Consider the following 24,859-nt stretch of genomic DNA (forward strand, 5'->3'; position numbering starts at 1 on the left):
CTGGATCAGGCTCGATGAATACGCTCATGCGGCCCGGGCGAGCTTCAAGCATTCAATGGGATCGGCGCAGCTGGTCAGGCGCTGGGCCATGCGGCAGCGACAGTTGAGAAACTCTTCCGCCAGGCGCAGGCTTTTTTCCGGGGCCCCGAAAATTTTCCAGGGGGTTCGCCCGCTGCTGGTGGGCAGTTCCGCCCAGCCCATGAAACCGGCAACGTCCTTGAGCGGATAGCCGAGCAGCGCCCCGATTTCATGGGGAAAGGGCGCGCTCTGAATACGCCTTTGCATTTCGTCCAGAGTGTGTTCCACATCGGCGGTATGGGTATGCCCGGCCTTGGCAAGGAAGGCTCTGACGTTGGGGCGTGCAAGGGTTTGCTCCAGGGCCCTGCGATGGTAGATGAAGAGCAGCACGGACTGACCGCGCTCCATGATCTCGCGGAACTCAAGGCCGCTTTGTCTGAGCAGGCAGGCGCCGTGACTTTTCCATAGCGTATAGAGGTTACGACCGCAATGGCGAGAGCGGTTGGGCATGTTGATGAGGTTTGCCGGCTTTGCCCCTTCGAGAATCTCGGCGGTTTCAAGGGCGAGAAACGACGCGATGCATTGCTTCTCATCGATGAAGAGATCGGACATTTCGTGCCAGGAAGGACGGCGTTGCCGGGTGGATCTCTGTTGCTGCATGAGGCACTCCCTTGCTGGAGGGCGTAAAAAACAGCCAGGTAAAATTGATTTTTGTTTTCAACTGGAAGGCGGAACTGTTCTCTGAAAGTCATATTCAACTATGTCAATCTAGTGAAATTGAAAACTGGTGTCAATCAAAATTTATCATAGTCATTCAGAAGGGCGGTGTTTCTTTCGGTAGATCTCATGCCCGGAGGGCACTCAGCAGAATGCCGAGCAGGCCGAGAAGGATCAGCATCCCGCCAATGAACCCGCACAGCCTTCCGCGAAAGTAGGCAGGGGCGGTCAGGACAATACAGAACAGAGGGATGATGAGAATGTAGAGGACCGAGGATGCAATCAGTCGAGCGACAGGCAGACCCAGCAGTATCCCCTGGATAAGGGCCACCAGAACGTATCCGGCCAGAAACGCCGTCATAACGCTGGCGAATTGACGAACGCGCAGCACGGTTTGGTCGCAGGCACTGACGAGAAAATCGCGCGGCAGCAGGGAAGACAGGCCGATGAAGATCAGAGCGGCAAAGAGAAAGACGCCGAGAATCTCCGGAGCGATCAGGCCGGAAAAGATCTGGCTCGCCAGTGCTGATTCAGGATGCACCCCTAAGAAAACAACTGGCCATAGCCAGTGAAGCAAGCCGATAATCAGGCCGCAGAATCCGAAGAAAAATATATCCTTCCGCAGAAAAGACCAAAACGCCCGAGCCGCATCCTTTCCCGCCGGAAGCGCTTCGCGCCACGCGGGTTCACATCCCTCCAACCGCCGTCTGATCCAATTTCCAAAACTCATAGCAAATGCATCCTCCTTGAAATAAAGTAACTGTTGCGCATGCACCGCAGGGTGCGGCGGCACTGTCGGACGTTGCAACTGAAGTTACAAATCAAATAATGCGGCCCAGGTTTTTTCCCAAAACGCGTCCGGGACCATTTTTTCAGTCATAGGAAAATCATAACGGGGATAAGAGCGAGAGCAACGACCTTTTGTGCATTTTGTTGATTCGGATTGTTTGAAAGCTGTTGCGCATGCACCGCAGGCCGCGGCGCAATGGGGCGTTGCTGCTGGATCCTTAGGATTTTAAGGAGGGTTGTTACAGAAGCTGGTCTTGGAAGCGCAGCGTTTCGCCGCAGGTTTTGCAGCGGTAGGTACTTTTTCCCCGGCGGATTCGCTGGTGACGGATGCTGGTCAGGCGATGCTCGCGGCATTTGCAGGTGTAGATAAAGCGCCGTTCCACCAGGCGGGCCGCGGTCAGAGGCAGGCAGTGGGTGCGCTGCGGAGTCAGCCCGAAGCACGCGCGCATCACCTCCTGCCATTCGGGTCCGTGGGGTTTTGGTCCTGGGCCGAAGCGTGCCGCGACGATCAGGTGGGCCACCTCGTGGGGCACGGTGTCGGTGAGCATTTCCTGGGGATTGAGCAGATAAGCCTCAAGGTTGACGCGCAGGCGGAAGTCTCCTGCCCGCTTCTTTCTTCCCACCTTGTGCAGGCGCCAACCCGCCTGGCCCGCCATTTTCCCGCGCAAGGAAAAATCGATCTCCACCTGAGCCGGTTCGCTGATTCCGTAGTGGTTGCGGGCTTTTTCCAGGGCGGCTTCTGCCGCGTCGCGGATCAGCGTCATGGCCTGACGAACCTTTTGCACCTGCTGATCCCTCTCGGCGGACGCCACCGGCGGCGCAGGGGTGACAGGCGTTTCCCGGGGGATGGACAACTTGTGCGCTACGATGCTGCGGGGCTCTTGTCCCGGGGCGGCATAGCTGAGACTGGCGTCGGCGCGCAGTTCAAAGCCGAGGTAGGACAGGGAATCCGGCGCTGGTGCGCCCGGGTCCGGACTCTCTTCAATGGGATTGAAGCAGGCGAAGGTGCCTTCCAGATCGGCATAAATGCCGGCGAAAACGAATCTGGGTGCGACTCGGCCTTTAAGTATTTCGCCCTGTGCCTCTTCTGGATGGGTAAAAACCAGGGTATCTCCTGGTTCCAGGGAGGTTCCGCAAAAGAGCCCAAGCTCGCGAAGGTCAAGATGTGGCTTCTGGGCAAACTCCAACAGGTAACCGCCATCGGTGGCGGTCAGGGTATAATGCATGCGGCGCTGAATCTTTCCGTCAGGCATAAAAAAGCTTTGCCTCAAATCCTTGGGGAACAGCCGGAATTCATGTGCGGGGCCATCCTGCAGATGGAACCCTCCGGCAGGACAATCTACCTTCAAAACCCCGGAAAGTCTATCTTGCGAAAGAGCGCGGTCCCTTTCCTGGATCGGTGATTTTCCTTCTCAGGGCTTTCATCCGTGGTGTCTCTGTCGGCGGAAAGGGGTGGTCGCGGCAGGCCCTTATATGTCAGACTGATGGCTTGCGGTGGGAAGTCGCCTGAGCACAAAGATCAGGGGGGATGCGGGCAAAAAAAATCCCCGCTCACGGAGGGGGTGTGGGCGGGGGAATGACCGCCTCTCGGCGATCGTAGATGAGCTTTTTTTACCAAGCTAGGGCCTCTCACGTCAAGGACAAATTTTGTCATTCAGCCTTTTTTGCGCAATGTCATGTCTTTGCGTTTCATTGTACTGCAGAATCTGGCCACATGGCTTGATGCCGCGCATCCGTAAGCGCGTCGAGGAGGTGTTCGGTTGGGTCAAGACCATCGGCAATTTGCGCAAGAGCCGCCAGCGGGTCGCGGCCAACCTTGACTGGTATTTCACCTTGGCCATATCGGCCTACAACCTGGTGCGCCTGCGAAATCGCACGGCTTCCGAGGCGTAGAGCGCAAAAAGAGCGTCCAGGCATGCTGCAACGCCTCGCATCGGGGAACAAAAGGCAAGGAAAACCGAAGAAACAGGAAGGGAATGAGTTGGTATGAAAAGGATTCTGATTCTGTACATGAGCCGCGGGGGTCACACGGCCCGCATAGCCCGGACCCTCATGGAGAGCATTCTGGCGGCAGGCGGTGACTGCGACATGATGGACCTCGTTGAAGCCACTCATGAAGGAGTAGAGTGGGATCGGTACGGCGCCGTGGTTCTCGGAGCCCCGGTTTTGTACGGTACTTACCACAAATCAGTGTTTGACTTCATTCGGACCCATCAAGCCGCACTGGAAGCGCGACCCAATAGCTTTTTCAATGTTTCCGTGGTTGCCAGAAATCCACTGAAGGCGACGGTCGAAGGTAACCGCTACATGCAGAAATTTCTTCAGCTTTCTGCGTGGAAACCATCGAATTTAAGGGTCATTGCCGGCAAGGTTGATTACCCCTCCTGGGCCTGGTACGACGTATTGATTATTCAGCTGATCATGAAAATTACCAAGGGCCCTACCGACAAAAGCACGGTCATTGATTACACCGACTGGGAGGATGTGCGGGCCTATGCACAACAAATACTTCGACTTGGCGACTGAAAATATTAAGGATGCATGAAATAACCGGCAACATCTGGGATTTTCTGGATCAGGCAATCATCGTCGTCACCACCAATTGCGGGGTCGACCGACGTGGTCGCGCCGTTATCGGACGCGGCTGCGCCCGCCAGGCTCTGGAGTATTTTCCAGATCTTGCCGAGCATCTCGGGCGTTTGCTGCAGGAGCAGGGAGCGCGGGTGCATGATCTCGGCAAGGGGCTGGTAAGTTTCCCCGTTGAAGAGACCGCCTGGTCACTTCCCGATCTGCGACTGATCAGACAATCGGCGCAGCAGTTGCGTGATCTCGCCGACCAACAGGGCTGGACAAAGATCGTTGTCCCCCGCCCCGGTTGCGGAGGCGGCGGTCTCGACTGGCATGCTGTAAGGCCGGTGCTTCAGGAGTATTTTGACGAACGTTTTTACGTCATCAGCATCGTAACCAGGGTGTCGGGATGTTGAATCGCCGGCCTCTGATAGAGTAAAGAAAAGACAGGCTGAAACTGGGGTGACATCCAGCCCGAAATGAAAGGAGGCTTTATGATTCGCGCCATTCAGGAAGACATTACCACGCTGAAGGTTGATGCCATCGTCAACGCCGCGAACTCATCGCTTTTGGGTGGTGGCGGGGTGGATGGTGCAATACATCGCGCCGCCGGGCCGGACCTGCTGGAAGAATGCCGGACACTTGGAGGTTGCGAGACGGGGGACGCTAAAATCACCAAAGGATATCAGTTGCCCGCGCGATACATCATCCACACCGTTGGACCGGTTTGGCATGGTGGTGACAAGGGCGAACCCGAAGCCTTGGCAGCCTGTTACCGACGCAGCCTGGAACTGGCGAAAGAATACCAGGTCAAGTCCATTGCCTTTCCCTGCATCAGTACCGGCGTTTATCGTTTCCCGGCCGAGCGGGCTGCACAAATCGCCGTGAAGACGGTGCAGAGTTTTTTGTCTGAACCCTCAAGTGTGCAGGAAGTTCTCTTCTGCTGCTTTTCCGAGGCTGATCTGCAGACTTATCGGAAGCTGCTGGCAGCATCTGATAACGCCTGATGTTATCTTCGCACCGGAGCGTATTTCGTGAGGGTGCGTGGTCTGTTTTGAGCAATTCCGACAATCCGCAAGGAGGGGAACTGCGGTGACAGACAAGCCTGGCGGCGGCGAAATCAGGCCGTCGTTGAGGCCTCTCTGGTCAGCGCCCCTTTATTGCGCTACGAACGGCTTCATCGTAAGGCTTGAGGTGCAGGGGAATTATGTCAAGTATCGAGTTGTCTCGGCATATCACCTCGTTTTTCAGGCCTTCTATCAATGGCATGGAAACCGAAGGCGGCACCGGGGTTATTAAACCGACCCAGTAAGAAGAGAGCTTGGGAGTAAGCACCGGCACCGGCAAAATGTAGAGTTTCTTTCCTTCGATGTCGGCGAATCGCTCCATCATCTCTTTGTACGTAAGGACCTCCGGTCCGCCGATATCGAAAGTTCGACCGGCCGTACGTTCATCCGCGAGGCAACCAGCCAGGTAGCTGATGACATCGTCGACCGCTATTGGTTGGCAGCGGGTGCTCACCCAGCGTGGGGTTATCATGAGCGGCAGCCTGGTCACCAGTGACCGGACCATTTCAAAGGATGCTCCGCCGTCACCAATAATGACGGCCGCCCTGAGAAAGGTGGTGCTGAATGCGCCTTTTTTGAGTATTTCAGCAACTTCGAGACGACTTTTAAGATGCTCGGAAAGGTCATCCCCCGTTTCTCCCAGTCCTCCCAGATAGATCACGCGCCGCAGATGAGCCCTGTTAGCTGCCGTTACAAAATTATCAGCTGCGTCACGATCACGCCGCTCAAAGCCGGTTCGGCCGCCCGACATGGAATGCACCAGGTAATAAGCTGTATCTATGCCGTCCAAGGCTTGTTCCAAAGTTTCGGGCTTAAGCATGTCGCCCTGAACAATCTCGGCACCCTCCGGCATCGCGGTCGTCGTGCGTCGAACCATGCAGCGCACCGAAAAGCCGTCATCAAGCAGTCGTTGTGTCAAACGTTTGCCGATGAAGCCGGTGGCTCCGGTAATCAGGACTGAACCCTGGGACTTTTCCATGTTCTGTCATTCCTTTAAATTTATGTGTTAACTTTACCCTGAAAAAACCATGTCGGCAGAGTGTTTATGGTGACAGGCTGGTGGCGCTGGAAAGATTTTGGCAATCTGCACAAGCTTCTCTGTCCCGCTTGTGTATGATGTTCTCCATCATCGCCGTAATCCGGACGGCCTGTCAATCGAGGAGGCGCCCAAACGCCAATATAAACCTTGCACTTTAAAAGGAGTCCAACATGTCTAAAAAAGGTGAGTTCCGCGTTCTGCACACAATGCTGAGGGTCTTCGACCTTGAGCGCAGCCTTGATTTTTACACTCGGATTCTGGGGATGAAGCTGTTGCGAAAAGACGATTATCCCGGTGGTGAATTTACTCTGGCCTTTGTCGGTTACGGCGATGAGGCGTCTCAGTCGGTGATCGAATTAACCTATAACTGGGACCGGAAGGAGCCTTATGTGATCGGCGACGGCTTTGGCCATATCGCCATCGGCGCCAGGGATATTTATACGTTGTGTGATGAGCTGAAGGCGGCCGGAGGAAAGGTGGTTCGCGAGCCTGGGCCGATGAAGCACGGCTCCACCCATATCGCATTTATTGAAGACCCGGACGGTTATAAGATCGAGCTGATCCAGGTCGACTGAAAAGCGGCTGTTACCAACCCGGCATGATTGGCGAGCCGTCAGTACCGAGGAGGCGAGAGGTTTTGAGTTCGCCCTCAAGGCTGCGCCGGGATCTTCTGCAACCTCTGTAACACGTAGTCTTATGTGGTTGACGCTTCAGGTGGTTGTCCCGGCGGTTCTTTGATATCGACACCTGATTCCGGCCAGGTGGCCAGCACTATGCTCCCGCGCCCTTGAGCCTTGCCACGGTACATCAGTGCGTCGGCTTCGCGCACGGCGAAATCCACGTCCTCTGGCGGTTCGGTGAAAGTAACCGCGCCGATGGTGACCCCCACGGCCCAGCGGTCGCAGACCTCGGCGGCGAGAGTTGCAGCGATGCGCTCCAGAGATACGCGTGCCTGTTCTGCGACTGTGTCCGGCATGAGAATTCCGAACTCATCCCCGCCCAGGCGTGCTGCCACGTCGGTGCGGCGCACGCCAGGGTTTTCCTGATAGGCAGGAGGGTTGAGATTTGTTAAGGTCAGCCTTTGGTCGATTAATCATCCAGCCTGCGTACATTCTCGCCCTTTAAGGAGTGGCATGTGTCGCCATCCGAACAAGAAGCACGACAACAGATTGATGCCCTGCTGACCCAGGCCGGTTGGCTGGTGCAGGATGCCGGCGCCGTGCATATCCATGCGGGGCAAGGGGTTGCGATCCGTGAATTCCCGTTGCCCGGTCATGGCTTTGCCGATTATCTGTTGTATGTCGACGGCAAGGCGGCCGGGGTTATTGAAGCAAAAAAGACCGGAACAACCTTAACCGGCGTCGAAACCCAGGCCGACAAATACACCAAGGGGCTGCCTTCCGGCTTGCCCTGCTGGCACAATCCGCTGCCTTTTTCCTACCAGTCCACCGGCGTGGAAACTCGTTTCACCAACGGTCTTGATCCTGATCCCCGCTCACGCGGTGTGTTTGCCTTTCACCGGCCCGACACCCTTGCAGACTGGTTGGAAGGGGGTAGGGGCGCATTGCATGCGCCCACGCCGTCGATCAACGTGGGCGCACATCAGTGCGCCCCTACGGACACGCCTATCGCGGCGGATTCCGTCCACCCGATCTGGCGACCTCCGACCTTTCTCGCCCGCCTGCAACAGATGCCCGAACTTGTTACCGCGGGGCTGTGGCCGGCGCAGATCAAAGCAATTACCAACCTCGAAGAATCTTTGAGAGCCAACCGCCCACGGGCGCTCATCCAGATGGCCACCGGCAGCGGAAAAACCTTTACCGCCATCAGTTTCATTTACCGCCTGATCAAATTCGCCGGAGCCAAGCGAGTGTTGTTTCTGGTCGATCGCGGTAATCTCGGTCGTCAGACCCTCAAAGAGTTTCAGCAGTACGTCTCGCCTTACAACAACTTCAAGTTCAGCGAGGAATACATCGTCCAGCGTTTGACCTCCAGCACCATCGACACCACCGCCCGCGTCTGCATCTGCACCATTCAACGGCTCTACTCCATCCTCAAGGGGCGCGATTTGCCCGAGGATCTGGAAGAAGAAAATATCAACGGCGGCAACGGATTATTCCGTGAACCCGATCCCATCGAGTACAACCCGGCGGTTCCCATCGAAACCTTCGACCTCATCATCACCGATGAGTGCCATCGCTCTATCTACAACCTGTGGCGGCAGGTCCTGGAATATTTTGACGCCTCCCTCATCGGCCTCACCGCCACGCCGAGCAAGCAGACCTTTGGCTTCTTTCAGCAGAATCTGGTGATGGAATACGGCCATGAGCAGGCCGTGGCCGACGGGGTCAACGTCAATTACGATGTCTATCGGATCAAAACCGCCATCACCGAACAGGGTGGTCAGGTCGAAGCAGGCTACTATGTCGATAAGCGCGACCGGGAGACACGCGCCGTGCGCTGGGAACAACTCGACGACGATTTCCAGTACGATCCCAACCAGCTCGACCGGGACGTGGTCGCCATCGACCAGATCCGCAAGGTCATCCAGACCTACCGCGATAAGCTCTTTACCGAAGTCTTCCCCGGCCGCAGCGAGGTGCCCAAAACCCTGATCTTCGCCAAGGATGATTCCCACGCCGAAGACATCGTTAAAATTGTCCGCGAGGAATTCGGCAAGGGGAACGATTTTGCCCAGAAGATCACCTACCGCACCACCGGAGCCAAGCCGGAAGATCTGATTGCGTCCTTTCGCAACAGCTACAACCCCCGCATTGTCGTCACCGTCGACATGATCGCCACCGGCACCGACATCAAAGCGGTCGAAGTGGTGTTTTTCATGCGCAGCGTCAAATCCCGCGCCTATTTTGAACAGATGAAGGGACGTGGAGTGCGCATTATCAACGACAACGACCTGCAAGCTGTCACTCCCGATGCCGTCACCAAGGATCATTTCGTCATTGTCGATGCCGTGGGTGTCTGCGAACAGGATCAGACCGATTCGCGCCCCATGGAGCGCAAAAAGAACATCAGCTTTGAAAAGCTGCTCCAGGCGGTTGCCTTCGGCAATGCCGAAGTCGATGTGATATCATCCGTCGCCGCACGCCTGGCCCGGCTGGAAAAGAAACTCACTCCCGCAGAACAACAACAGGTTCAGGAGTTGAATGGCGGGAGAGCCTTAAAATTCCTGACCGGCGATCTGGTCGCCGCCCTTGATCCGGATCGACATCTTGCCGCCGCCCAGGAAATCTTCGGCCAACAGGAGCCGGATGAAAAGCAGGTCCGTCATGCAGCAACGCAACTCATCAGCGAAGCGGCCAAGCCTTTATGCGATCCGAACCTGCGGGAGCTGCTGCTGGCGATCAAGAAGAAAAACGAGCAAATCATTGACACTGTCAGCCCTGATTCGGTTATCTTTGCCGGTTTTACCGAGGAAAAAGCCCAAAGCGTGATAGCTTCCTTCGAGCAGTTCATCGCCGATAACAAAGACGAAATCACCGCCTTGCAGGTGCTTTACAGCAAACCCTACAAACAGCGGCTGCGCTTTGAAGATGTGCGTGAATTGGCGGAAAAGCTGGTCGCCCAGGTGGAGCAATTGCGGATTTACCAAACCCATCCGCAAGGCTGGGAAAAGCGCGTGCCGGATGAATTGTGGGCCGCTTATCAAAAGTTGCAGGCAAGCAAGGTGCGCGGAGCTGCCGGTAATCATATTTTGACCGATCTGGTGTCGCTGGTGCGTTTTGCCATGCAGCAGGATAATGAACTGGTGCCGTTCCCCGAGAAAGTACAGGTTAATTTTCGGGCCTGGGTTGAGAATCAGCAGGCGAGTGGCAAGAGTTTTACCGCTGAACAGCGCAAGTGGCTGGAGATGATCCGCGACCACATTGCCGCCAATTTGCAGATCGAAACGGATGATTTTGACTTTGCGCCCTTTGCGCAGGCGGGTGGGATAGGGAAGGTGTGGCAGTTGTTTGGGGATGATTTGAGTAAGATTCTTGATGAGTTGAATGAGGTGTTGGCGGCGTGAGTCTTAAACAAAAAGAACTCCCAACAACTCTGGCACGTTGGAAAGTGCCTGATAGCTGGGAATGGGTCACAATATCTGATGTTGGACAAGTCATTACAGGCAATACACCACCGACATCCGACAAGGATAATTATGGGAATGACGTTCCTTATGTAAAGCCTCCAGAACTTGTGGATCGTGGAATTCGGGTAACTCCTAATGGTTTGTCTGAAAAGGGGGCTGCCATTGCGAGGGTTCTTCCCGCAGGCGCAGTACTTGTCTCTTGCATTGGTGGCCTTGGAAAAACAGGTCTTGCAAAAGTGCCACTTGCTTTCAATCAGCAAATTAACGCAATTATTTTCAATGAATGCGTCATGCCTGAATATGGATTTTACTATACTCAAACTTTAAAAAAATGGCTCCAAGGGGTTTCTTCTGCGACTACACTCTCTATAGTAAATAAGGGTAAATTTCAGAGGGCGCCATTTCCTTTTGCTCCTTTGGAGCAACAAAAAGGGATAGTCGCGGAAATCGAAAAGCAATTCTCCCGTCTCGACGAAGCCGTCGCCAATCTCAAGCGCGTCAAGGCCAACCTCAAACGCTATAAAGCCGCCGTCCTCAAAGCTGCTGTCGAAGGCAAATTGACCGAAGAATGGCGTCGTAGGGGCGACGCATGCGTCGCCCGGTCCATGGGCAATGATCAGGGCGAGGCATGCCTCGCCCCTACGCAACCCATCGAAACCGGTGCCGAACTGCTGCAACGCATCCTGGCCGAACGGCGTGAGAAGTGGCAGGGGCGGGGGAAATACAAAGAGCCGGTTGCGCCGGATACCAGTGGTTTGCCGGAGTTGTCGGAGGGATGGGTTTGGGCGAGTGTGGATCAAATCACCACCGAACTTATGAACGGGTACGGAAAGCGTGCACAGGCAGCAGGATTTCCTCGAATAGTTCTGCGGCTAGCAGACATTTCAGAGGGGAAAATCAGCTTTAATAATGTACGCCGCATTAATTGCGAGGTAGATGAAATTCTCAAGTACAAGTTGGAGAAGAACGACCTCCTGATTTTGCGGGTCAACGGCAGTCCGGATTTGGTTGGAAGATTAGTATTAGCTGAACAACTTTCAGAAGATGTCCTTTATTGTGATCATTTCATTCGAGTGAGATGCGTGTTTCCTATAATTGCGGGTTGGCTCAGAAATTATTCCGATGCTGAACGATATCGCAAGTTCATAGAACACAAAAAAGTTTCAAGCGCTGGCCAGAACACGATTGCGCAAGGTGCGCTGAAAACACTCCCAATTCCTCTCCCCCCCCTCGCCGAACAACACCAAATTGTCGCCGAAGTCGAACGCCGCCTCTCCATCGTTGCCGAGGCCGAAGCCCAGGTCGACGCCAACCTGCGCCGCGCCGAGCGCCTGCGTCAATCCATCCTCAATCAAGCCTTCTCCGGCCAACTCATAACACCGGATTGCTGCGAGGTGGAAACGGCATGAGCGACGTCGTCATCTATCAAGCGGAAGACGGAAAGACCCGCCTGGAGGTCCAGCTAGAGAAGGAGACAGTGTGGCTGAGCCAGTCGCAGATGTCTGAGCTTTTTGGGCGGGAGCGTTCGGTTGTAACAAAGCACATTAATAATGTCTTCCGTGAGGGTGAATTGGACAAACAAAGTAATGTGCAAAATATGCACATTGCAAATTCAGACAAACCCGTTGCGTTCTATAACCTTGATGTCATCATCTCCGTCGGTTACCGGGTTAAATCGCAACGTGGTACCCAGTTTCGCCAATGGGCAACGCGCCTCCTGCGTGAGCACCTGGTCAAAGGTTATACCCTCAATGAACAGCGCCTGAGTGAAGAAGGCTCCAAGCTTCGTGAAATGCAGCGCGCCATCGACTTGCTCTCACGAACACTTTCCAATAAGGAAATGGTTGATAACCTCGGTAAAGAGGTTCTTCAGGTAATCACCGATTACGCCTACGCCTTGGCCACCCTGGATCGCTACGACCACGGGACGTTAGCCATCGAGGAGACGACCCGCGAGACGCTGCACGTCATCGACTATGAACAAGCGATCGGCATCGTCCATGCCATGAAGGGAGAGTTCGACGGGCTGTTCGGCATCGAGAAGGATCAAGGGTTCAAGAGCGCCCTTGGTACCATCTACCAGACCTTCGACGGCAAGGAACTTTATCCCAGTGTCGAGGAAAAGGCCGCCAATCTGCTTTATTTCGTGGTCAAGAATCACGCCTTCAGCGACGGCAACAAGCGTATCGCCGCCGCCATCTTCATCTATTTTCTCGCCGGCAACGGTATTCTCTATCGCCCCGACGGCTCCAAGCGCCTGGCTGACAATGCCCTGGTGGCACTGACGCTACTCATCGCCGAAAGCCGACCTGAAGAAAAAGAGACCATCGTTAAAGTCATCGTCAATCTCATCAACCGGAGCAACGATTAAATTTTATGACCCCCGCAGCTATTGTCAGCAAACTCTGGAACTTCTGTAACGTCCTGCGCGACGATGGCATGAGCTACGGCGACTACGTCGAACAGCTCACTTACCTGCTGTTTCTAAAAATGGCCGACGAGCGCACCAAGCCGCCCTACAACCAGCCGAGTTCCGTGCCTGCCGAATGGGCCTGGCCGAACCTGATCAAAAAAGACGGCGACGAGTTGTTCGACCACTACCGCCACACCCTGGAAAACCTCGGCAACGAAAAGGGGCTGCTCGGGCTGATCTTCACCAAGTCGCAGAACAAGTTTCAGGACCCGGCCAAGCTGCGCCGCCTGATCGTTGATCTCATCGACAAAGAAAACTGGTCGGTGATGAGCGCCGACGTCAAGGGCGATGCCTATGAAGGGTTGCTGGAAAAGAACGCCCAGGATACCAAATCCGGTGCCGGGCAGTATTTCACGCCGCGTCCACTGATTCAGGCCATGGTTGATGCCGTTGCTCCCAAACCCGGCGAAACCATCTGCGATCCGGCTTGCGGCACCGGTGGTTTTCTGTTGGCTGCCCAGGATTATATCGTCCAGCATCATCCCCACATGACAAAGGACGAGCTCAAGCAGCTTAAAGAGGGCACCTTTCAGGGCTGCGAACTGGTGCAGAGCACGGCGCGGTTGTGCGCCATGAATCTGATGCTGCATGGCATCGGCGGCAACGGCAGTCGTCTGCCGCTGACGGTGGGAGATTCTCTAGCTGCTGATCCGGGTGATCGCTACGATATCATCCTGACCAATCCACCCTTTGGCAAGAAAAGCAGCACCACCATCGTCGCCGAGGACGGCAGGGTGGCCAAGGAAAAGGAGATCATCGAGCGCGACGATTTCTGGGCAACCACCTCGAACAAGCAGCTCAATTTCATCCAGCATGTCAAAACCCTGCTCAAGCAGAACGGTCGCGCCGCCGTGGTGGTGCCGGACAATGTGCTGTTTGAGGGGGGCGCAGGGGAAACCATCCGCCGCAAACTGCTGCACGAATGCAACGTCCACACCCTGCTGCGTCTGCCCACCGGCCTGTTCTACGCCCAGGGGGTCAAGGCGAACGTGCTCTTCTTCGACCGTAAACCGGCTAGCGAAACACCCTGGACAAAGAAGCTGTGGATTTACGATCTGCGCACCAACATGCACTTCACCCTCAAAACCAATGCGCTAGGGCGCAGTGATCTGGATGAGTTCGTTACCCTTTACCATGCCGGCAATCTCCGCCAGCGCGCCACCACCTGGAGCGAGGACAGCCCCAGCGGGCGCTGGCGTTGTTACGACTATGCCGACTTGATTGCCCGCGACAAGGCGAGCCTGGATCTCTTCTGGTTGAAGGATGATTCGCTGGAGGATTCGGATAACTTGCCGGAGCCGAGCCTGCTTGCCGCCGAGATTGTCGCGGATCTAGAGGCGGCGCTGGAACAGTTTCGACTCATTGCCGAGGATTTGGGTGAGTCCGAGCTGGAATCTTGAGCAGGGGTTCGAATGCCCCCGGGCATGCGTTGCGAAGGGGGGCCTTGCTTCGGTTTGGTAATTAAAAACCAGGGATGGCAACAGGTAAACAACAACTGGTCAATAGAATGGGCCGATGGGACTCCCTAGTCCGACGGATAAACTTTCCAGGATTTACCTTTATATCTGCCAACGGGACGATATCTTCTGAAAACTTGATGGCCATGACCACACCTCCTCTTGACCATTTAGTAGCACCTAAATAAAGGTACGTCAAGAGCACCTATAAATCCCAAATCCACCGCCACCGCGGATGGCAGCGGCCTTGAACCTCAAAAATCATGAGAAAAAGATAAGAGTTCGAGTCAAACGCAATCTGAAATGATCTCAGAGACCCTTCTGCGCGTGCTCCAGTGGATTATTCGGTGGATTTTGCGCGCACTTAATCCCTGGCTTGGCGAACTCCGGCCGCCTGGACAAGATCAAGGTAGGTTGGAAGTCCCGCCAGGGCCGTCATGCCTGAAGTCACGCTGTGCTCTTGGTACTGGAATGGAAGAATGCCTTGAGCCATGATTGCTTCACCTCGTTGGTGATAGATTCTTGGTCGCACAAGCATTCTATCTTCCCGGTTTATCTGGGCCAACGAGGTTTTTCTATTTTTTTGATGGTGGATCAGGGTGGGACGAGTATGGAGTGTGGTTAAACAAAAAGCCCCGATTTCTCAGGGCTTTTTGTTTATATTGGATGTTGTCGGAATATTAAGTGGTGGGGGCGGTCGGAGTCGAACCGACATGGACTTGCGTCCGCTGGATTTTGAGTCCAGTGCGTCTACCAATTTCACCACGCCCCCGTTTTAGGTAGCAGAGGGAACGGATTATAAAGATAACCGGGGCACGGGTCAAGCAGGAGTTTTTGTCGCAATGGCAGAAAGTAGGCTGTTCCACATTCGGCCGCCGCCGACGGGTTGGTTTTCGATGCGGGTGACGGGCAGGATATCGATGAGAGAGTTGGTCAAAAAGACCTCCTCAGCCTGCATCAGCTCCTCGCGGGAGATGGCCGCTTCGCGGCTATCGAGCCCGAGGCGGGCGGCGGCTTCAAGGACTTGGCGGCGCATGATGCCGGCGAGGACCAGTTCGCCGGCGGGGGGGGTGATCAAGGCTCCCTGGCGCACAATGAAGAGATTGGATGTGGCGCCCTCGATGACCTCACCCTGCTCGGTTACGAACAAGGCTTCGCGTACCCCTTTGAGCCGCGCGTGATTTGCGGCGAACAGGCAGTCGGCGTAATTGCCGCGTTTCATTTGCGGCAGATGGGAGAGCGGGTTGACCCGGCGGTTGGGGGCAAAAACGCAGGCCACGCCGGTCTGGCGCTCCTGGGTGGTGGGTTCCTCGGTGGGGAACGCAATGATGACGAAGCGCGCCGATTTGGATGGCGGATACTCGAGGCTGTCGAAGCTGCCGCGGGTCAGGGTCAGGCGGATGCGGGAAACCGGTGCGGTGAGGCGCGGAATGGTGCGCTCCAGGGCACTTTCAATGCGTTTGCGGTCGCAGGGAAAATCAAGCAGGCGGGCGGACATCTCCAGGCGATCGAGATGCTCGCTGACCCGCAGAATCTTGCGATCGCAGGCCTTGAGGGTTTCAAAAAGGGTCTCGCCGAACTGAAAACCGCCGTCGTCAACTGGTAGACGTGCTTCACCCGGCTCAAGAAATCCACCATCAATATTGACAATCATGACTGCCCCTCCAGGGCTTTGCGCAAAGCTGCGCCTTTGGCCAGGCATTCAGCCCATTCGTGTTCGGGATTCGAATCGGCGACAATACCGGCTCCCGTCTGATAGGTCAAGCGCTTGCCGCAGCGTTGAAAGGTGCGAATCAGAATGTTCCAGTCCATCTCGCCGCCGGCGCTGATGTAGCCGGCGCTGCCAGTGTAAGTGCCGCGCCCCACAGGTTCGAGTTCCTCGATGATCTCCATACAGCGCTTTTTGGGGACGCCGGTAATCGTTCCCCCGGGAAACATGGCGCGCAGTAGTTCGAAGGGCCCACAATCCTCGCGTACCAGACCGCGCACGTTGGAGACAATGTGGGTGACATGCGAGTAGCGCTCGAGCACCATGAACTCATCCACCTCCACGCTGCCGGCAGTGCACACCTTGCCGAGGTCGTTGCGTTCGAGATCAAGAAGCATCACATGCTCGGCGCGCTCCTTGGGGTGGCCGAGCAATTCGTTTCCGAGCAGCACATCCTCTGGAGGAGTATAGCCGCGCGGACGGGTTCCTGCAATCGGTCGTGTTTCAGCCAGACGTCCGTGCAGCGAAACCAGGCGCTCGGGGGACGAGGAGATGATTTCGACCTCCGGGGTGCGCAGGTAGCAGGCGAAGGGCGAGGGATTGACTCTGCGCAGATGGGCATAGAGGTCGGTGCCGGGCGCAGCGGTGTGTCCGTCGAAACGGCACGAGAGGTTGGCCTGGTAGATGTCGCCTGCGGCAATATAGTCCTGGGCGCGGCGCACCCGGTCGATAAACTCCTCGCGGCTGAGGACCGGTGCGAGGGGCGACGTCGCCAGGGGCCGCGGATCGACCAGGGGCTGGTCGCAGGCAATCTTGATGCGGCGGGCGAGTTGTTCGAGATCGCAGGCCTGATCCAGCGCGGCCAGAGTCAGGCTGTGCGCGGCATGATCGTAAACCGCGGTGACATCGACCCAAGCCAGCCACAGGGCCGGCACGGGCAAGTCGCGGCGTGCCAGGTGCGGCAGATCCTCGATCCAGCGCGCCAGGTCATAGCCGAGGTAGCCGAAGAAGCCGCCGGGAAAAGGAGTCTTTTCACAGCTCTGGGGCAAGCGCCGCGCGGCCAGAACCTTCTCCAGCGCCACGAAGGGATCGCCAGGCAAAAAGCGCGTTTGGGCGTTTTCAAATTGGGCCAGGCCCTGTTCATCAAGACGGAAAATATCGCGCACGCGCAACGGCAGAATGCTGAAGCGGCCGGTACGGGGCGTGGGGTTGAGACTTTCCAGGAATCCCGGACCCTGCGGACAGAGCTGCAGGTAGAGGTGCAGGGGATCGAAATGATCGAGGGGCAAGGTCAGGGTAATAGGCGTCATGTGCGGCAAAGAGTCTGAGGCTCCAGGGACAAACGGGGTGCATGGAAACAGGGGTACCCGATTACGGGAACAGGAGGAAGATAGCGCAATTCCATGACGCTGCCAAGACCCGCCCCTTTCCAGGGGAAAAAATGTTTATGCATGTCGGACTTTTTCCCTTAACATTATTGCTAAAATTTTTTCCAAGGAGCCGCAATCCATGTCGAGCACGTTTGGTACGTTGTTCAAGGTCTCAACCTTCGGAGAGTCTCACGGCAAGGGGGTTGGAGCGATTATTGACGGCTGTCCGCCGGGGATGGAGCTGCGCGCGCAAGACATCCAGGTGCAGCTTGACCGCCGCCGTCCGGGGCAGAGCAAGATGGCCACGGATCGTCAGGAAGCCGATCAGGTATCGATTCTCTCCGGTGTGGAGTTCGATAGGACTCTGGGTACACCCATCGGTCTGTTGGTGGCGAACAAAGATCAGCGGCCCGGCGATTACGGCGAGATGGATCAGGTGCCGCGTCCTTCTCATGCCGACTACACCTATCAGATGAAATACGGGATCCGCGCTTCCAGTGGTGGGGGACGCTCCAGTGCGCGCGAAACCATCGGCCGGGTTGCGGCGGGAGCGGTGGCGGAGAAGTATCTGCGTGAGACCTGCGGGATCGAGATCATCGCCTGGGTCAGCGCGGTGGGACGCATCGAGGCCGCCGGCGTCGACAGCGCACGGGTGACGCGCGAGGAAGTCGATGCCCATATCGTGCGTTGTCCGGATGTGGGGGCGGCTAAGGCCATGGAGGACGAGATTTTACAAGCCCGCGGCGAGCATGATTCCATCGGCGGGGTGGTCAGTTGCGTGTGCCGAAAGGTGCCGACGGGGCTGGGCGAGCCGGTTTTCGACAAGCTCGAGGCGCTGCTCGCTCAAGCCATGCTGTCCCTGCCGGCGAGCAAGGGCTTTGAGATCGGGTCCGGGTTTGGCGGGGCGCGCATGCGCGGTTCACTGCACAATGATCCCTTCGTGCGCAAGGGCGAGCGGCTGGGTACCCTGACCAATTACAGCGGCGGGGTGCAGGGCGGTATCAGCAACGGCGAGGAGATCCTGTTTCGGGTGGCGTTCAAACCGGTCGCCACCATCGGCCTCGCGCAGACCACGGTGACCATGGATGGCCGCGAGGTGGTGTTGGAGGCCAAGGGCCGCCATGACCCCTGCGTGGTGCCGCGTGCGGTGCCTATTGTTGAAACCATGACCGCCCTGGTGCTGATGGATCTGCTGTTGCGCCAGCGCTCACGACAGGTCAACTTTTGAGTTCTTTTGCCGAACGACTCTCCCCGGCACGCCTGGTGCTGCTCATGTGCACGGTGGAGATTCTGAGCATGACCGGATTTGCCACCTATCCGGCGCTGCTTTTGGTGATGCAGGGGCAGTGGGGGCTGAGCAACTCTGAAGCGGGTTTGATCAGTGGAAGTTTTTTTGCCGGATATATGATTGCAACACCTTTTTTGGTCGGCATGACCGATCGCATCGACACGCGGCGTATCTATCTTCTGGCCACCGCCCTTGCCGCCCTCGGCAGTCTGGGTTTTGCCCTGTGGGCTCAGGGAATGCTGACGGCCATGTTTTTCCAGGCGGTGGTCGGCGCGGGGCTCGCCGGCACCTATATGCCGGGATTGCGTCTGCTGACGGATCATTTTCGCGGACCGGTGCCCAGCCGCGGCGTGGCTTTTTATACCGCAACCTTTGGCCTGGGTACCACCGGCTCATTGTTGCTGGCCGGGGCGCTGGAGCCGGTCGGCTGGCAATGGGCCTTCGTCGTGGCCGCACTCGGCCCCCTGATTGCCGGACCGATGGTGCTTATCAGTTTTCCCGCACGTCCACCCCAGGCCAGTGGCGCGCCCCCTGGTCTGCTCTTTGATTTTCGGCCCGTATTCCGCAATCGCGAGGCCATGAGCTATATCTTCGGTTATGCTGCCCATTGCTGGGAATTGTTCGGTCTGCGCTCCTGGATGCCGGCGTTCTTTGCTTTCAGCATGGGGCTGACCGCCACTCAGGGCGGCTTCTGGTTTGGTGCTGCCGCCCTGGCCGCATGGGTCAATATGATCGGACCCCTGGCGAGCATCCTCGGCAACGAAGTCGCGGTCAAGAAGGGTCGGCGGCGGTTGGTGTTGTCCACCATGGCCGGCTCCGGGGTTCTGGCCTGCCTGGTCGGATTCAGTGCGCCCTTGCCGCTCATCATCGTGTTCACTCTCATGACAATCTATTTTTTGTTTGTCATGGGCGATTCGGCCGCCCTGACGGCCGGATTGGTTGCCGCCGCCGAACCGGGGCGTAAAGGGGCGGCCATGGCCCTGCACTCCCTGATGGGTTTTGGCGCGGGGTTTCTTGCTCCGCTGGCGTTTGGATTGGTGTTGGACCTTGCGGGCGGCAATGAATCGGTGACCGCCTGGGGACTGGCCTACGTCGCCTTGGGTTTCTGGTCTCTGTTTGCTGTCGTGGCCGCGTTGCTGCGGCGCTTCTCCCGAAAAGGTTCTATTTGACAAACGTTGTGGGTCATTTACAGTCAGCTGATGATAATCGATTCTTTCCGGGAGGTTGAGCATGGGCATGGCAGATGATCTCTGGTGGCTGGGGCGCGGCGAGCATGACATTTCATTGTTGCCGGCCATGGCTAATCGCCACGGGCTGGTGGCAGGCGCGACAGGCACCGGGAAAACCGTGACTCTGCGTGCCCTGGCCGAAAGTTTCAGCGACGCCGGTGTACCGGTGTTTCTTGCCGATGCCAAGGGTGACCTTTCCGGGTTGGCGTTGCCGGGGGGCGATCATGCCAAGGTCGTCGAGCGGGTTCAGGGGATGGCTCTGGGTGATTTTGCCTTTCGCGGCTATCCCGTAGCGTTCTGGGATCTGTTCGGGAGCGCGGGGCATCCGGTGCGGGCGACGGTTTCCGAAATGGGGCCGCAGCTTTTGGGGCGCATTCTTGGGCTCAACGACACGCAAAGCGGTGTACTCAATGTGATTTTCCGCGTTGCCGATGACCAGGGGTTGCTGCTTCTCGACCTCAAGGATCTACAGGCCATGGCCGCCTTTGTCGGCGAGAATGCCGCGCAGTTCCGCACCCGCTACGGCAACGTCTCCACGGCGAGCATCGGCGCCATACAGCGTTGCCTTCTGGCCCTGGGCGATCAGGGCGGCAACGATTTTTTCGGCGAGCCGGCTCTGGATCTGGACGATCTGCTCAAGACTTCGTCGGACGGTCGCGGAATCATCAACATCCTTGCCGGCGAACGCCTCATGCGCTCGCCGCAGCTTTACGCAACTTTTCTGCTCTGGCTGCTCGCGGAACTGTTTGAACGCCTGCCCGAAGTCGGCGATCCGCCCAAACCGAAGTTAATCTTTGTTTTCGATGAAGCGCATCTGCTGTTCAAAGATACGCCCGCCGCCCTGGTCAGCCAGATCGAGCAGGTGGTGCGGCTGATCCGCTCTAAAGGCGTCGGCGTCTATTTTGTCACCCAAAACCCCACCGATCTGCCCGACACGGTGCTCGGGCAACTGGGTCTGCGCATTCAGCATGCCTTGCGAGCGTTCACACCGCGCGATCAGAAAGCGGTGCGGGTGGCCGCACAGACCTTTCGCCCCAATCCGGCCCTCAACGTCGAACAGGTGATCACCGAACTGGGGGTTGGTGAGGCGTTGGTCTCGTTGCTTGACGGGCGCGGCACACCGACGCCTGTGCAGCGGACTCTGATTCGTCCACCACGCAGCCGTATGCTGCCTCTCAGCCCGACGGAGCGCATCGCAGTGCTTGCGGCCTCGCCCTTTGCCGGCCGCTACGAAAAAGCCTTCGACCGTGAATCCGCTCACGAAATTCTTCAGGCGCGCGCCGCTCAGGCCCCCCTTATGGACAAGGCACCCAAGCCCCAGTCGCGCGGTCGCCAGAGCGACGACATGATGACCGCCCTGGCGAAAAGCGCGGCTCGCTCCATCGGCAGCAACGTCGGTCGCCAGGTGGTGCGCGGCGTACTCGGTGCGTTGTTTGGCGGCAAGCGGTGAGGATGGTTGGTTAAGCCCTAGAAAAAAGAGCGTTACCACCTGTCTGGCGATGCGGCCCTGGCGACATTCTGCGGGTTCAGGGCGGATATTTTGACATTCCTTTTTCAATCCGAGCTTTGAATGTCCGGAATAACTCATCGACTCTACCCCCTGCCGGATGCGCCACCGGCAAGTGTGATGCCCCTCAGGGCAGGTATTTTGCGGGGAAAGGGCCACCGTTTCGCTTGGGCTCTAGGCTAGGGCGGCGGTCTGGGGACGACCACTTCCGGTTAATTGAGCAATTCGTCATGGAGGTCAGCGGATGACGGGCTTCAAAGATCATTTTTCTGCTTCCGCGAGAGAATATCGCGCCTTTCGTCCCACCTATCCGACCGAGCTTTTCGAATGGCTGACGCGCCTTTCTCCGGGCCGCGATGCGGCTCTGGATGTGGGTTGCGGCAACGGCCAGGTGGCAGTGCTCCTTGCCTCCCATTTTCGCAAGATTTTTGCGGTCGATCCGAGCAGCGAGCAGATCCGCAATGCCATTGTGGCCGAAAACGTCGAATATCATATCGCACCGGCCGAGGCGACGGGACTGGCCGAAGGTTGTGTTGATCTGGTGGCAGCGGGGCAGGCCCTGCACTGGTTCGATTTTGAGCGCTTCTACCCGGAGGTGCGTCGCGTGGTGCGTCCCACGGGTGGCGTTTTTGCCGCGTTCACTTACGGACTCATCCGCATGGGGGGGGGCGTCGATGCGGTTATTGACCAGTTCTACCATGAGGTGCTGGCCGATTACTGGCCGCCGGAGCGGCGCCACGTGGACAGTGGGTACCAGTCCCTGCCGTTTCCTTTTCCCGAGATCGAAGCACCCGCCTTTCAACTGGTCGAAACTTGGGATTTGCCGCGCCTTGTGGGGTATTTGACCACCTGGTCGGCGGTCAACAAATATCGACAACGCACCGGCAGCGACCCCATACCTGCAGTGGAGACGGAATTGAGGCGAAGTTGGGGGACCCAAGAGGCGCGCGTGGTGGGCTGGCCGTTGGCGCTGCGGGTGGGGCGGGTGAATCAGAATTGATCTATGGTTGACACCCTCGGCTCACTCACTGAGAGGCCTACGCGCTTGGCGGTATCTGCTGTAAGGATGAGGCGCAAGGTGCGGGATACAGTGAACTGTGCAGCAAGGCTTATCGGTGAGCGAATGAAGCCAGAAGCGGATCAGGCCTACATTCCCATATCCTGCAGTATTCACGATGAGCTGCTTGCCGCCGTCATGGCGAAAGAGCCGTGCGAGCTTGACTGTTTGTCGGAGTCTGGGACAATGACACGGATTTGCGGCCGGATCGTGGATGTCTATAGTCGCGTCGGGGCGGAATATCTGCAACTCGAGGACGGCACGACCCTGCGTCTGGATCGCCTTCGCAAATTCAACGGAAAATCCGTACACCCCGCCTGATCGGCCGGCCTTTCAACAGGAGAAGCGATGTCTGCTTTTAGAGGTAAAATTCCCTCCACAATCCTAATTCCGGTTTTTGCTCCCGCCGTAATCGTTACGCTTCTCTTGGTGATCGGAACCATCAGCAACCCAGAGTTGGCCGGTGAGTTTTTCGCCGCCATGCTGAGCTTTATCACCAAGACCTTCGGCTGGTTCTACATGTTGTCGGTGGCGATTTTCCTGGTTTTTATCGTCACTGTTGCCTTTTCGCGCTGGGGAGGGATCAAACTTGGCCCCGATCACGCGGTGCCCCAATACAGTTTCCCCGCGTGGTTCGCCATGCTGTTTTCCGCCGGATATGGGATTGCGCTGTTGTTTTTCGGTGTCGCCGAACCGGTGCTGCATTATGCCGCGCCACCCGAGGGGGCGGCCGCGACCGTTGACGCGGCCAAACAGGCAATGCAGATCGCCTTTTTTCACTGGGGCTTTCATATCTGGGCCATCTACGGATTGGTCGGGCTGGTGCTGGCTTATTTCTCTTTTCGCCACGGTCTGCCCCTTTCCATGCGCTCGGCCCTGTTTCCCCTCATCGGCGAACGAATCCATGGTCCCATCGGACATACGGTAGATACTTTCGCTATTCTCGGCACCCTGTTCGGCATCGCTACCACCCTCGGACTTTCGGTGACACAGATCAACGCCGGCATCAATTATCTGTGGCCGGCAATCCCGGTTAACGTTACGGTGCAGGTTGTCGCTATAGCGGTTATTACAGCCGTCGCTCTGATTTCAGTCGTCGCAGGTCTCGACAAGGGCGTCAAGCGGCTCTCCATCGTCAATATGACCCTGGCCGTGTCGCTGATGCTGTTTGTCTTTCTCGTCGGGCCGAGTATTTTCATCCTTGAGACGTTTTTGCAGAATACCGGCAGCTACCTGAACGGAATCATTGCTCGGACCTTCAATTTGCAGGCCTACAGCCGCTCGGACTGGATCGGCAACTGGACGCTTTTCATCTTCGGCTGGACCATCGCCTGGGCGCCCTTCGTCGGCTTGTTCATCGCCAAAATCAGTCGCGGGCGCACCATCCGCCAGTTCGTTTTCGGGGTCATGTTGGTGCCGTCCGTTTTTACCTTTCTGTGGTTCTCCATCTTCGGCGATACCGCCTTGCATTTGATTATGGTCGAGGGCTATACCTCTTTGGTTACGGAGGTTCAGGCCGACCACGCCTTGGCTTTGTTTAAACTTTATGAATTGTTGCCTTTTTCCGCCATTACTTCATTTTTGACCGTGGTTCTCATCATTACCTTTTTCGTGACATCCTCTGATTCCGGCTCTCTGGTCATCGATTCTTTGGCTTCGGGCGGAGCGCTGCAGACCCCGGCATGGCAGCGCTCTTTCTGGGCCATCATCGAGGGAGTGGTTGCCGCAACGCTTCTGGTTGCGGGGGGGCTCAGCGCACTTCAGGCCATGACCATCGCCAGTGCTCTTCCCTTTGCGGTTATTATGCTGATTGCCGCCGTCGGCATGTGGCGGGCCCTGGTCATCGAGGGGCATACCGAAGCAGGCCTGCATGCGCACATGCGCCGTGCGCACCACGCCGGCCCCGCTGAGCGCGGGCGGTGGAAAAAACGTCTGGCGGGCCTGGTGCGGTTTCCGAGCCGCGAGGAGGTCGGGACGTTCATCGAGACACGGGTGGTTGCCGCCATGAAGCATGTTCAGCGCGAGTTGGATGAGCAGGGGTGGCCCGCGGATATTTTCTATGATGCCGAGATCGGCCGGACCTATATTGAAGTGATCATTGAGGGAGAGATTGATTTTATCTACGAAATTCGCATGTGTGAGTATTTGGTGCCCTCATTCGCCTACCCGGAGATGGAGCGCAGCGAGGACGATATCCAGCATTATTATCGGGCGGAGGTTTTTCTGCGTCGCGGCGGCCAGTCATACGATATCTATGGTTATGACCAGCAGGAAGTCATCGACGATATTCTTGACCAGTTTGAGAAATATCTGCACTTTCTGCATGTCTCGCCGGGCAGCCTGCCGTGGAAAATGCAAGAACACGACGAGATGCTCAATGTGTCGGCAGGCGAAGAGCAGGGCCCCAAGGATTCAGCGGCTGAAAAGCCGTAAAGGGTCTATCTCTACGCCCTGGGAAGGAGGGAGATGCAACACGTTGTGT

The 24,859-nt window shown here is 57.0% G+C and carries 22 protein-coding genes, 1 tRNA gene and 1 pseudogene; 15 read left to right on the plus strand and 9 right to left on the minus strand.

Annotated elements, in window-relative coordinates; genetic code table 11:
* Window positions 1-24: 24 nt before the first annotated feature.
* From GFER_RS09955 to GFER_RS17740, 3 genes are all read right to left on the minus strand, one after another.
* Window positions 25-678, minus strand: coding sequence for a DUF3793 family protein (locus GFER_RS09955; protein WP_040099084.1), 654 nt, complete (start codon window positions 676-678; stop codon window positions 25-27).
* Window positions 679-862: 184 nt separating this feature from the next.
* The gene (locus GFER_RS09960; protein WP_139172067.1) at window positions 863-1,276 is read right to left on the minus strand and encodes a hypothetical protein; all 414 of its coding nucleotides are present in this window, start codon (window positions 1,274-1,276) and stop codon (window positions 863-865) included.
* A 487-nt stretch (window positions 1,277-1,763) separates the two neighbouring features.
* A complete protein-coding gene (locus GFER_RS17740) occupies window positions 1,764-2,777 on the minus strand; it encodes a SprT family zinc-dependent metalloprotease (protein ID WP_052446270.1) in 1,014 nt (337 codons plus the stop codon).
* Between the two features lie 475 nt (window positions 2,778-3,252).
* Between GFER_RS17740 and GFER_RS18675 the strand changes: the two are divergent.
* The 4 genes and pseudogenes from GFER_RS18675 to GFER_RS09980 all read left to right on the plus strand — a co-directional run.
* A pseudogene (locus GFER_RS18675) lies at window positions 3,253-3,417 on the plus strand (IS5/IS1182 family transposase); the annotation flags it as partial.
* Window positions 3,418-3,510: 93 nt separating this feature from the next.
* Complete coding sequence (hemG, locus tag GFER_RS09970; protein WP_040099090.1) at window positions 3,511-4,050, plus strand: menaquinone-dependent protoporphyrinogen IX dehydrogenase; 540 nt, start codon at window positions 3,511-3,513, stop codon at window positions 4,048-4,050.
* 11 nt (window positions 4,051-4,061) lie between these two features.
* Window positions 4,062-4,508, plus strand: coding sequence for a macro domain-containing protein (locus GFER_RS09975; protein WP_040099092.1), 447 nt, complete (start codon window positions 4,062-4,064; stop codon window positions 4,506-4,508).
* Between the two features lie 78 nt (window positions 4,509-4,586).
* Window positions 4,587-5,099 (plus strand): O-acetyl-ADP-ribose deacetylase, encoded by a 513-nt coding sequence (locus GFER_RS09980; protein WP_040099094.1) that lies wholly within the window; start codon window positions 4,587-4,589, stop codon window positions 5,097-5,099.
* Window positions 5,100-5,238: 139 nt separating this feature from the next.
* Here the strand turns inward: GFER_RS09980 and GFER_RS09985 are convergent, their stop codons facing one another.
* Window positions 5,239-6,138 (minus strand): NAD(P)H-binding protein, encoded by a 900-nt coding sequence (locus GFER_RS09985; RefSeq protein WP_040099097.1) that lies wholly within the window; start codon window positions 6,136-6,138, stop codon window positions 5,239-5,241.
* 230 nt (window positions 6,139-6,368) lie between these two features.
* On the opposite strand from GFER_RS09985, the gene gloA reads away from it, so the two are divergent.
* Window positions 6,369-6,773 (plus strand): lactoylglutathione lyase, encoded by a 405-nt coding sequence (gene gloA / locus GFER_RS09990; protein ID WP_040099099.1) that lies wholly within the window; start codon window positions 6,369-6,371, stop codon window positions 6,771-6,773.
* Between the two features lie 119 nt (window positions 6,774-6,892).
* Here gloA and GFER_RS09995 read toward each other — a convergent pair whose 3' ends face one another.
* Complete coding sequence (locus GFER_RS09995) at window positions 6,893-7,228, minus strand: GGDEF domain-containing protein (RefSeq protein ID WP_040099102.1); 336 nt, start codon at window positions 7,226-7,228, stop codon at window positions 6,893-6,895.
* A 105-nt stretch (window positions 7,229-7,333) separates the two neighbouring features.
* On the opposite strand from GFER_RS09995, the gene GFER_RS10000 reads away from it, so the two are divergent.
* Genes GFER_RS10000 through GFER_RS10015 form a run of 4 tightly spaced genes read left to right on the plus strand, consistent with a single transcriptional unit; the run spans window position 7,334 to window position 14,161 of the window.
* Window positions 7,334-10,225: a type I restriction endonuclease subunit R gene (locus GFER_RS10000; protein WP_040099104.1), complete on the plus strand. Its 2,892-nt coding sequence runs from the start codon at window positions 7,334-7,336 to the stop codon at window positions 10,223-10,225.
* The gene (locus tag GFER_RS10005) at window positions 10,222-11,697 is read left to right on the plus strand and encodes a restriction endonuclease subunit S (protein ID WP_074669520.1); all 1,476 of its coding nucleotides are present in this window, start codon (window positions 10,222-10,224) and stop codon (window positions 11,695-11,697) included. The genes GFER_RS10000 and GFER_RS10005 overlap by 4 nt, the downstream gene beginning before the upstream one ends.
* Complete coding sequence (gene rhuM / locus GFER_RS10010) at window positions 11,694-12,659, plus strand: virulence protein RhuM/Fic/DOC family protein (RefSeq protein WP_040099106.1); 966 nt, start codon at window positions 11,694-11,696, stop codon at window positions 12,657-12,659. The genes GFER_RS10005 and rhuM overlap by 4 nt, the downstream gene beginning before the upstream one ends.
* A 5-nt stretch (window positions 12,660-12,664) precedes the next feature.
* Window positions 12,665-14,161, plus strand: a complete 1,497-nt coding sequence (locus tag GFER_RS10015) for a type I restriction-modification system subunit M (RefSeq protein ID WP_040099108.1) — start codon at window positions 12,665-12,667, stop codon at window positions 14,159-14,161.
* A gap of 421 nt (window positions 14,162-14,582) precedes the next feature.
* Here GFER_RS10015 and GFER_RS19520 read toward each other — a convergent pair whose 3' ends face one another.
* From GFER_RS19520 to GFER_RS10030, 4 genes are all read right to left on the minus strand, one after another.
* Entirely contained in the window at window positions 14,583-14,711 is a 129-nt protein-coding gene (locus tag GFER_RS19520) for a hypothetical protein (protein WP_268746202.1), read from the minus strand.
* A gap of 192 nt (window positions 14,712-14,903) precedes the next feature.
* Window positions 14,904-14,990, minus strand: a tRNA-Leu gene (locus GFER_RS10020).
* Window positions 14,991-15,038: 48 nt separating this feature from the next.
* Window positions 15,039-15,872: an aminotransferase class IV gene (locus tag GFER_RS10025; protein WP_040099111.1), complete on the minus strand. Its 834-nt coding sequence runs from the start codon at window positions 15,870-15,872 to the stop codon at window positions 15,039-15,041.
* On the minus strand, window positions 15,869-17,236 hold the full coding sequence (locus GFER_RS10030; protein WP_040099113.1) for an anthranilate synthase component I family protein: 1,368 nt from the start codon (window positions 17,234-17,236) through the stop codon (window positions 15,869-15,871). The genes GFER_RS10025 and GFER_RS10030 overlap by 4 nt, the downstream gene beginning before the upstream one ends.
* Before the next feature lie 199 nt (window positions 17,237-17,435).
* Between GFER_RS10030 and aroC the strand changes: the two genes are divergently transcribed.
* The 6 genes from aroC (at window position 17,436) to GFER_RS10060 (ending at window position 24,810) form a co-directional block, all read left to right on the plus strand.
* On the plus strand, window positions 17,436-18,524 hold the full coding sequence (aroC, locus tag GFER_RS10035) for a chorismate synthase (RefSeq protein ID WP_040099116.1): 1,089 nt from the start codon (window positions 17,436-17,438) through the stop codon (window positions 18,522-18,524).
* A complete protein-coding gene (locus tag GFER_RS10040) occupies window positions 18,521-19,753 on the plus strand; it encodes an MFS transporter (RefSeq protein WP_040099119.1) in 1,233 nt (410 codons plus the stop codon). Before aroC ends, GFER_RS10040 begins: the two co-directional genes overlap by 4 nt.
* Window positions 19,754-19,820: 67 nt before the next feature.
* Window positions 19,821-21,263 (plus strand): helicase HerA-like domain-containing protein, encoded by a 1,443-nt coding sequence (locus GFER_RS10045; RefSeq protein ID WP_412171527.1) that lies wholly within the window; start codon window positions 19,821-19,823, stop codon window positions 21,261-21,263.
* 301 nt (window positions 21,264-21,564) lie between these two features.
* Window positions 21,565-22,320, plus strand: coding sequence for a class I SAM-dependent methyltransferase (locus GFER_RS10050; protein WP_040099123.1), 756 nt, complete (start codon window positions 21,565-21,567; stop codon window positions 22,318-22,320).
* A 123-nt stretch (window positions 22,321-22,443) separates the two neighbouring features.
* Window positions 22,444-22,698: a hypothetical protein gene (locus GFER_RS10055; RefSeq protein ID WP_040099551.1), complete on the plus strand. Its 255-nt coding sequence runs from the start codon at window positions 22,444-22,446 to the stop codon at window positions 22,696-22,698.
* Between the two features lie 27 nt (window positions 22,699-22,725).
* Window positions 22,726-24,810: a BCCT family transporter gene (locus GFER_RS10060; RefSeq protein ID WP_040099126.1), complete on the plus strand. Its 2,085-nt coding sequence runs from the start codon at window positions 22,726-22,728 to the stop codon at window positions 24,808-24,810.
* The last annotated feature ends 49 nt before the right edge of the window (window positions 24,811-24,859 follow it).

Source organism: Geoalkalibacter ferrihydriticus DSM 17813 (assembly GCF_000820505.1).
Lineage (GTDB): Bacteria > Desulfobacterota > Desulfuromonadia > Desulfuromonadales > Geoalkalibacteraceae > Geoalkalibacter > Geoalkalibacter ferrihydriticus.

Coding starts and splice junctions, on each gene's coding strand:
- GFER_RS09985 (WP_040099097.1), bottom strand. CDS start 6,138: ATGGAAAAGTCCCAGGGTTCAGTCCTGATTACCGGAGCCACCGGCTTC.
- GFER_RS09955 (WP_040099084.1), bottom strand. CDS start 678: ATGCAGCAACAGAGATCCACCCGGCAACGCCGTCCTTCCTGGCACGAA.
- hemG (WP_040099090.1), top strand. CDS start 3,511: ATGAAAAGGATTCTGATTCTGTACATGAGCCGCGGGGGTCACACGGCC.
- rhuM (WP_040099106.1), top strand. CDS start 11,694: ATGAGCGACGTCGTCATCTATCAAGCGGAAGACGGAAAGACCCGCCTG.
- GFER_RS10025 (WP_040099111.1), bottom strand. CDS start 15,872: ATGATTGTCAATATTGATGGTGGATTTCTTGAGCCGGGTGAAGCACGT.
- GFER_RS10030 (WP_040099113.1), bottom strand. CDS start 17,236: ATGACGCCTATTACCCTGACCTTGCCCCTCGATCATTTCGATCCCCTG.
- GFER_RS10055 (WP_040099551.1), top strand. CDS start 22,444: ATGAAGCCAGAAGCGGATCAGGCCTACATTCCCATATCCTGCAGTATT.
- GFER_RS10045 (WP_412171527.1), top strand. CDS start 19,821: ATGGCAGATGATCTCTGGTGGCTGGGGCGCGGCGAGCATGACATTTCA.
- GFER_RS10060 (WP_040099126.1), top strand. CDS start 22,726: ATGTCTGCTTTTAGAGGTAAAATTCCCTCCACAATCCTAATTCCGGTT.
- GFER_RS09975 (WP_040099092.1), top strand. CDS start 4,062: ATGCATGAAATAACCGGCAACATCTGGGATTTTCTGGATCAGGCAATC.
- GFER_RS10015 (WP_040099108.1), top strand. CDS start 12,665: ATGACCCCCGCAGCTATTGTCAGCAAACTCTGGAACTTCTGTAACGTC.
- GFER_RS19520 (WP_268746202.1), bottom strand. CDS start 14,711: ATGGCTCAAGGCATTCTTCCATTCCAGTACCAAGAGCACAGCGTGACT.
- GFER_RS09980 (WP_040099094.1), top strand. CDS start 4,587: ATGATTCGCGCCATTCAGGAAGACATTACCACGCTGAAGGTTGATGCC.
- GFER_RS10050 (WP_040099123.1), top strand. CDS start 21,565: ATGACGGGCTTCAAAGATCATTTTTCTGCTTCCGCGAGAGAATATCGC.
- GFER_RS17740 (WP_052446270.1), bottom strand. CDS start 2,777: ATGCCTGACGGAAAGATTCAGCGCCGCATGCATTATACCCTGACCGCC.
- gloA (WP_040099099.1), top strand. CDS start 6,369: ATGTCTAAAAAAGGTGAGTTCCGCGTTCTGCACACAATGCTGAGGGTC.
- aroC (WP_040099116.1), top strand. CDS start 17,436: ATGTCGAGCACGTTTGGTACGTTGTTCAAGGTCTCAACCTTCGGAGAG.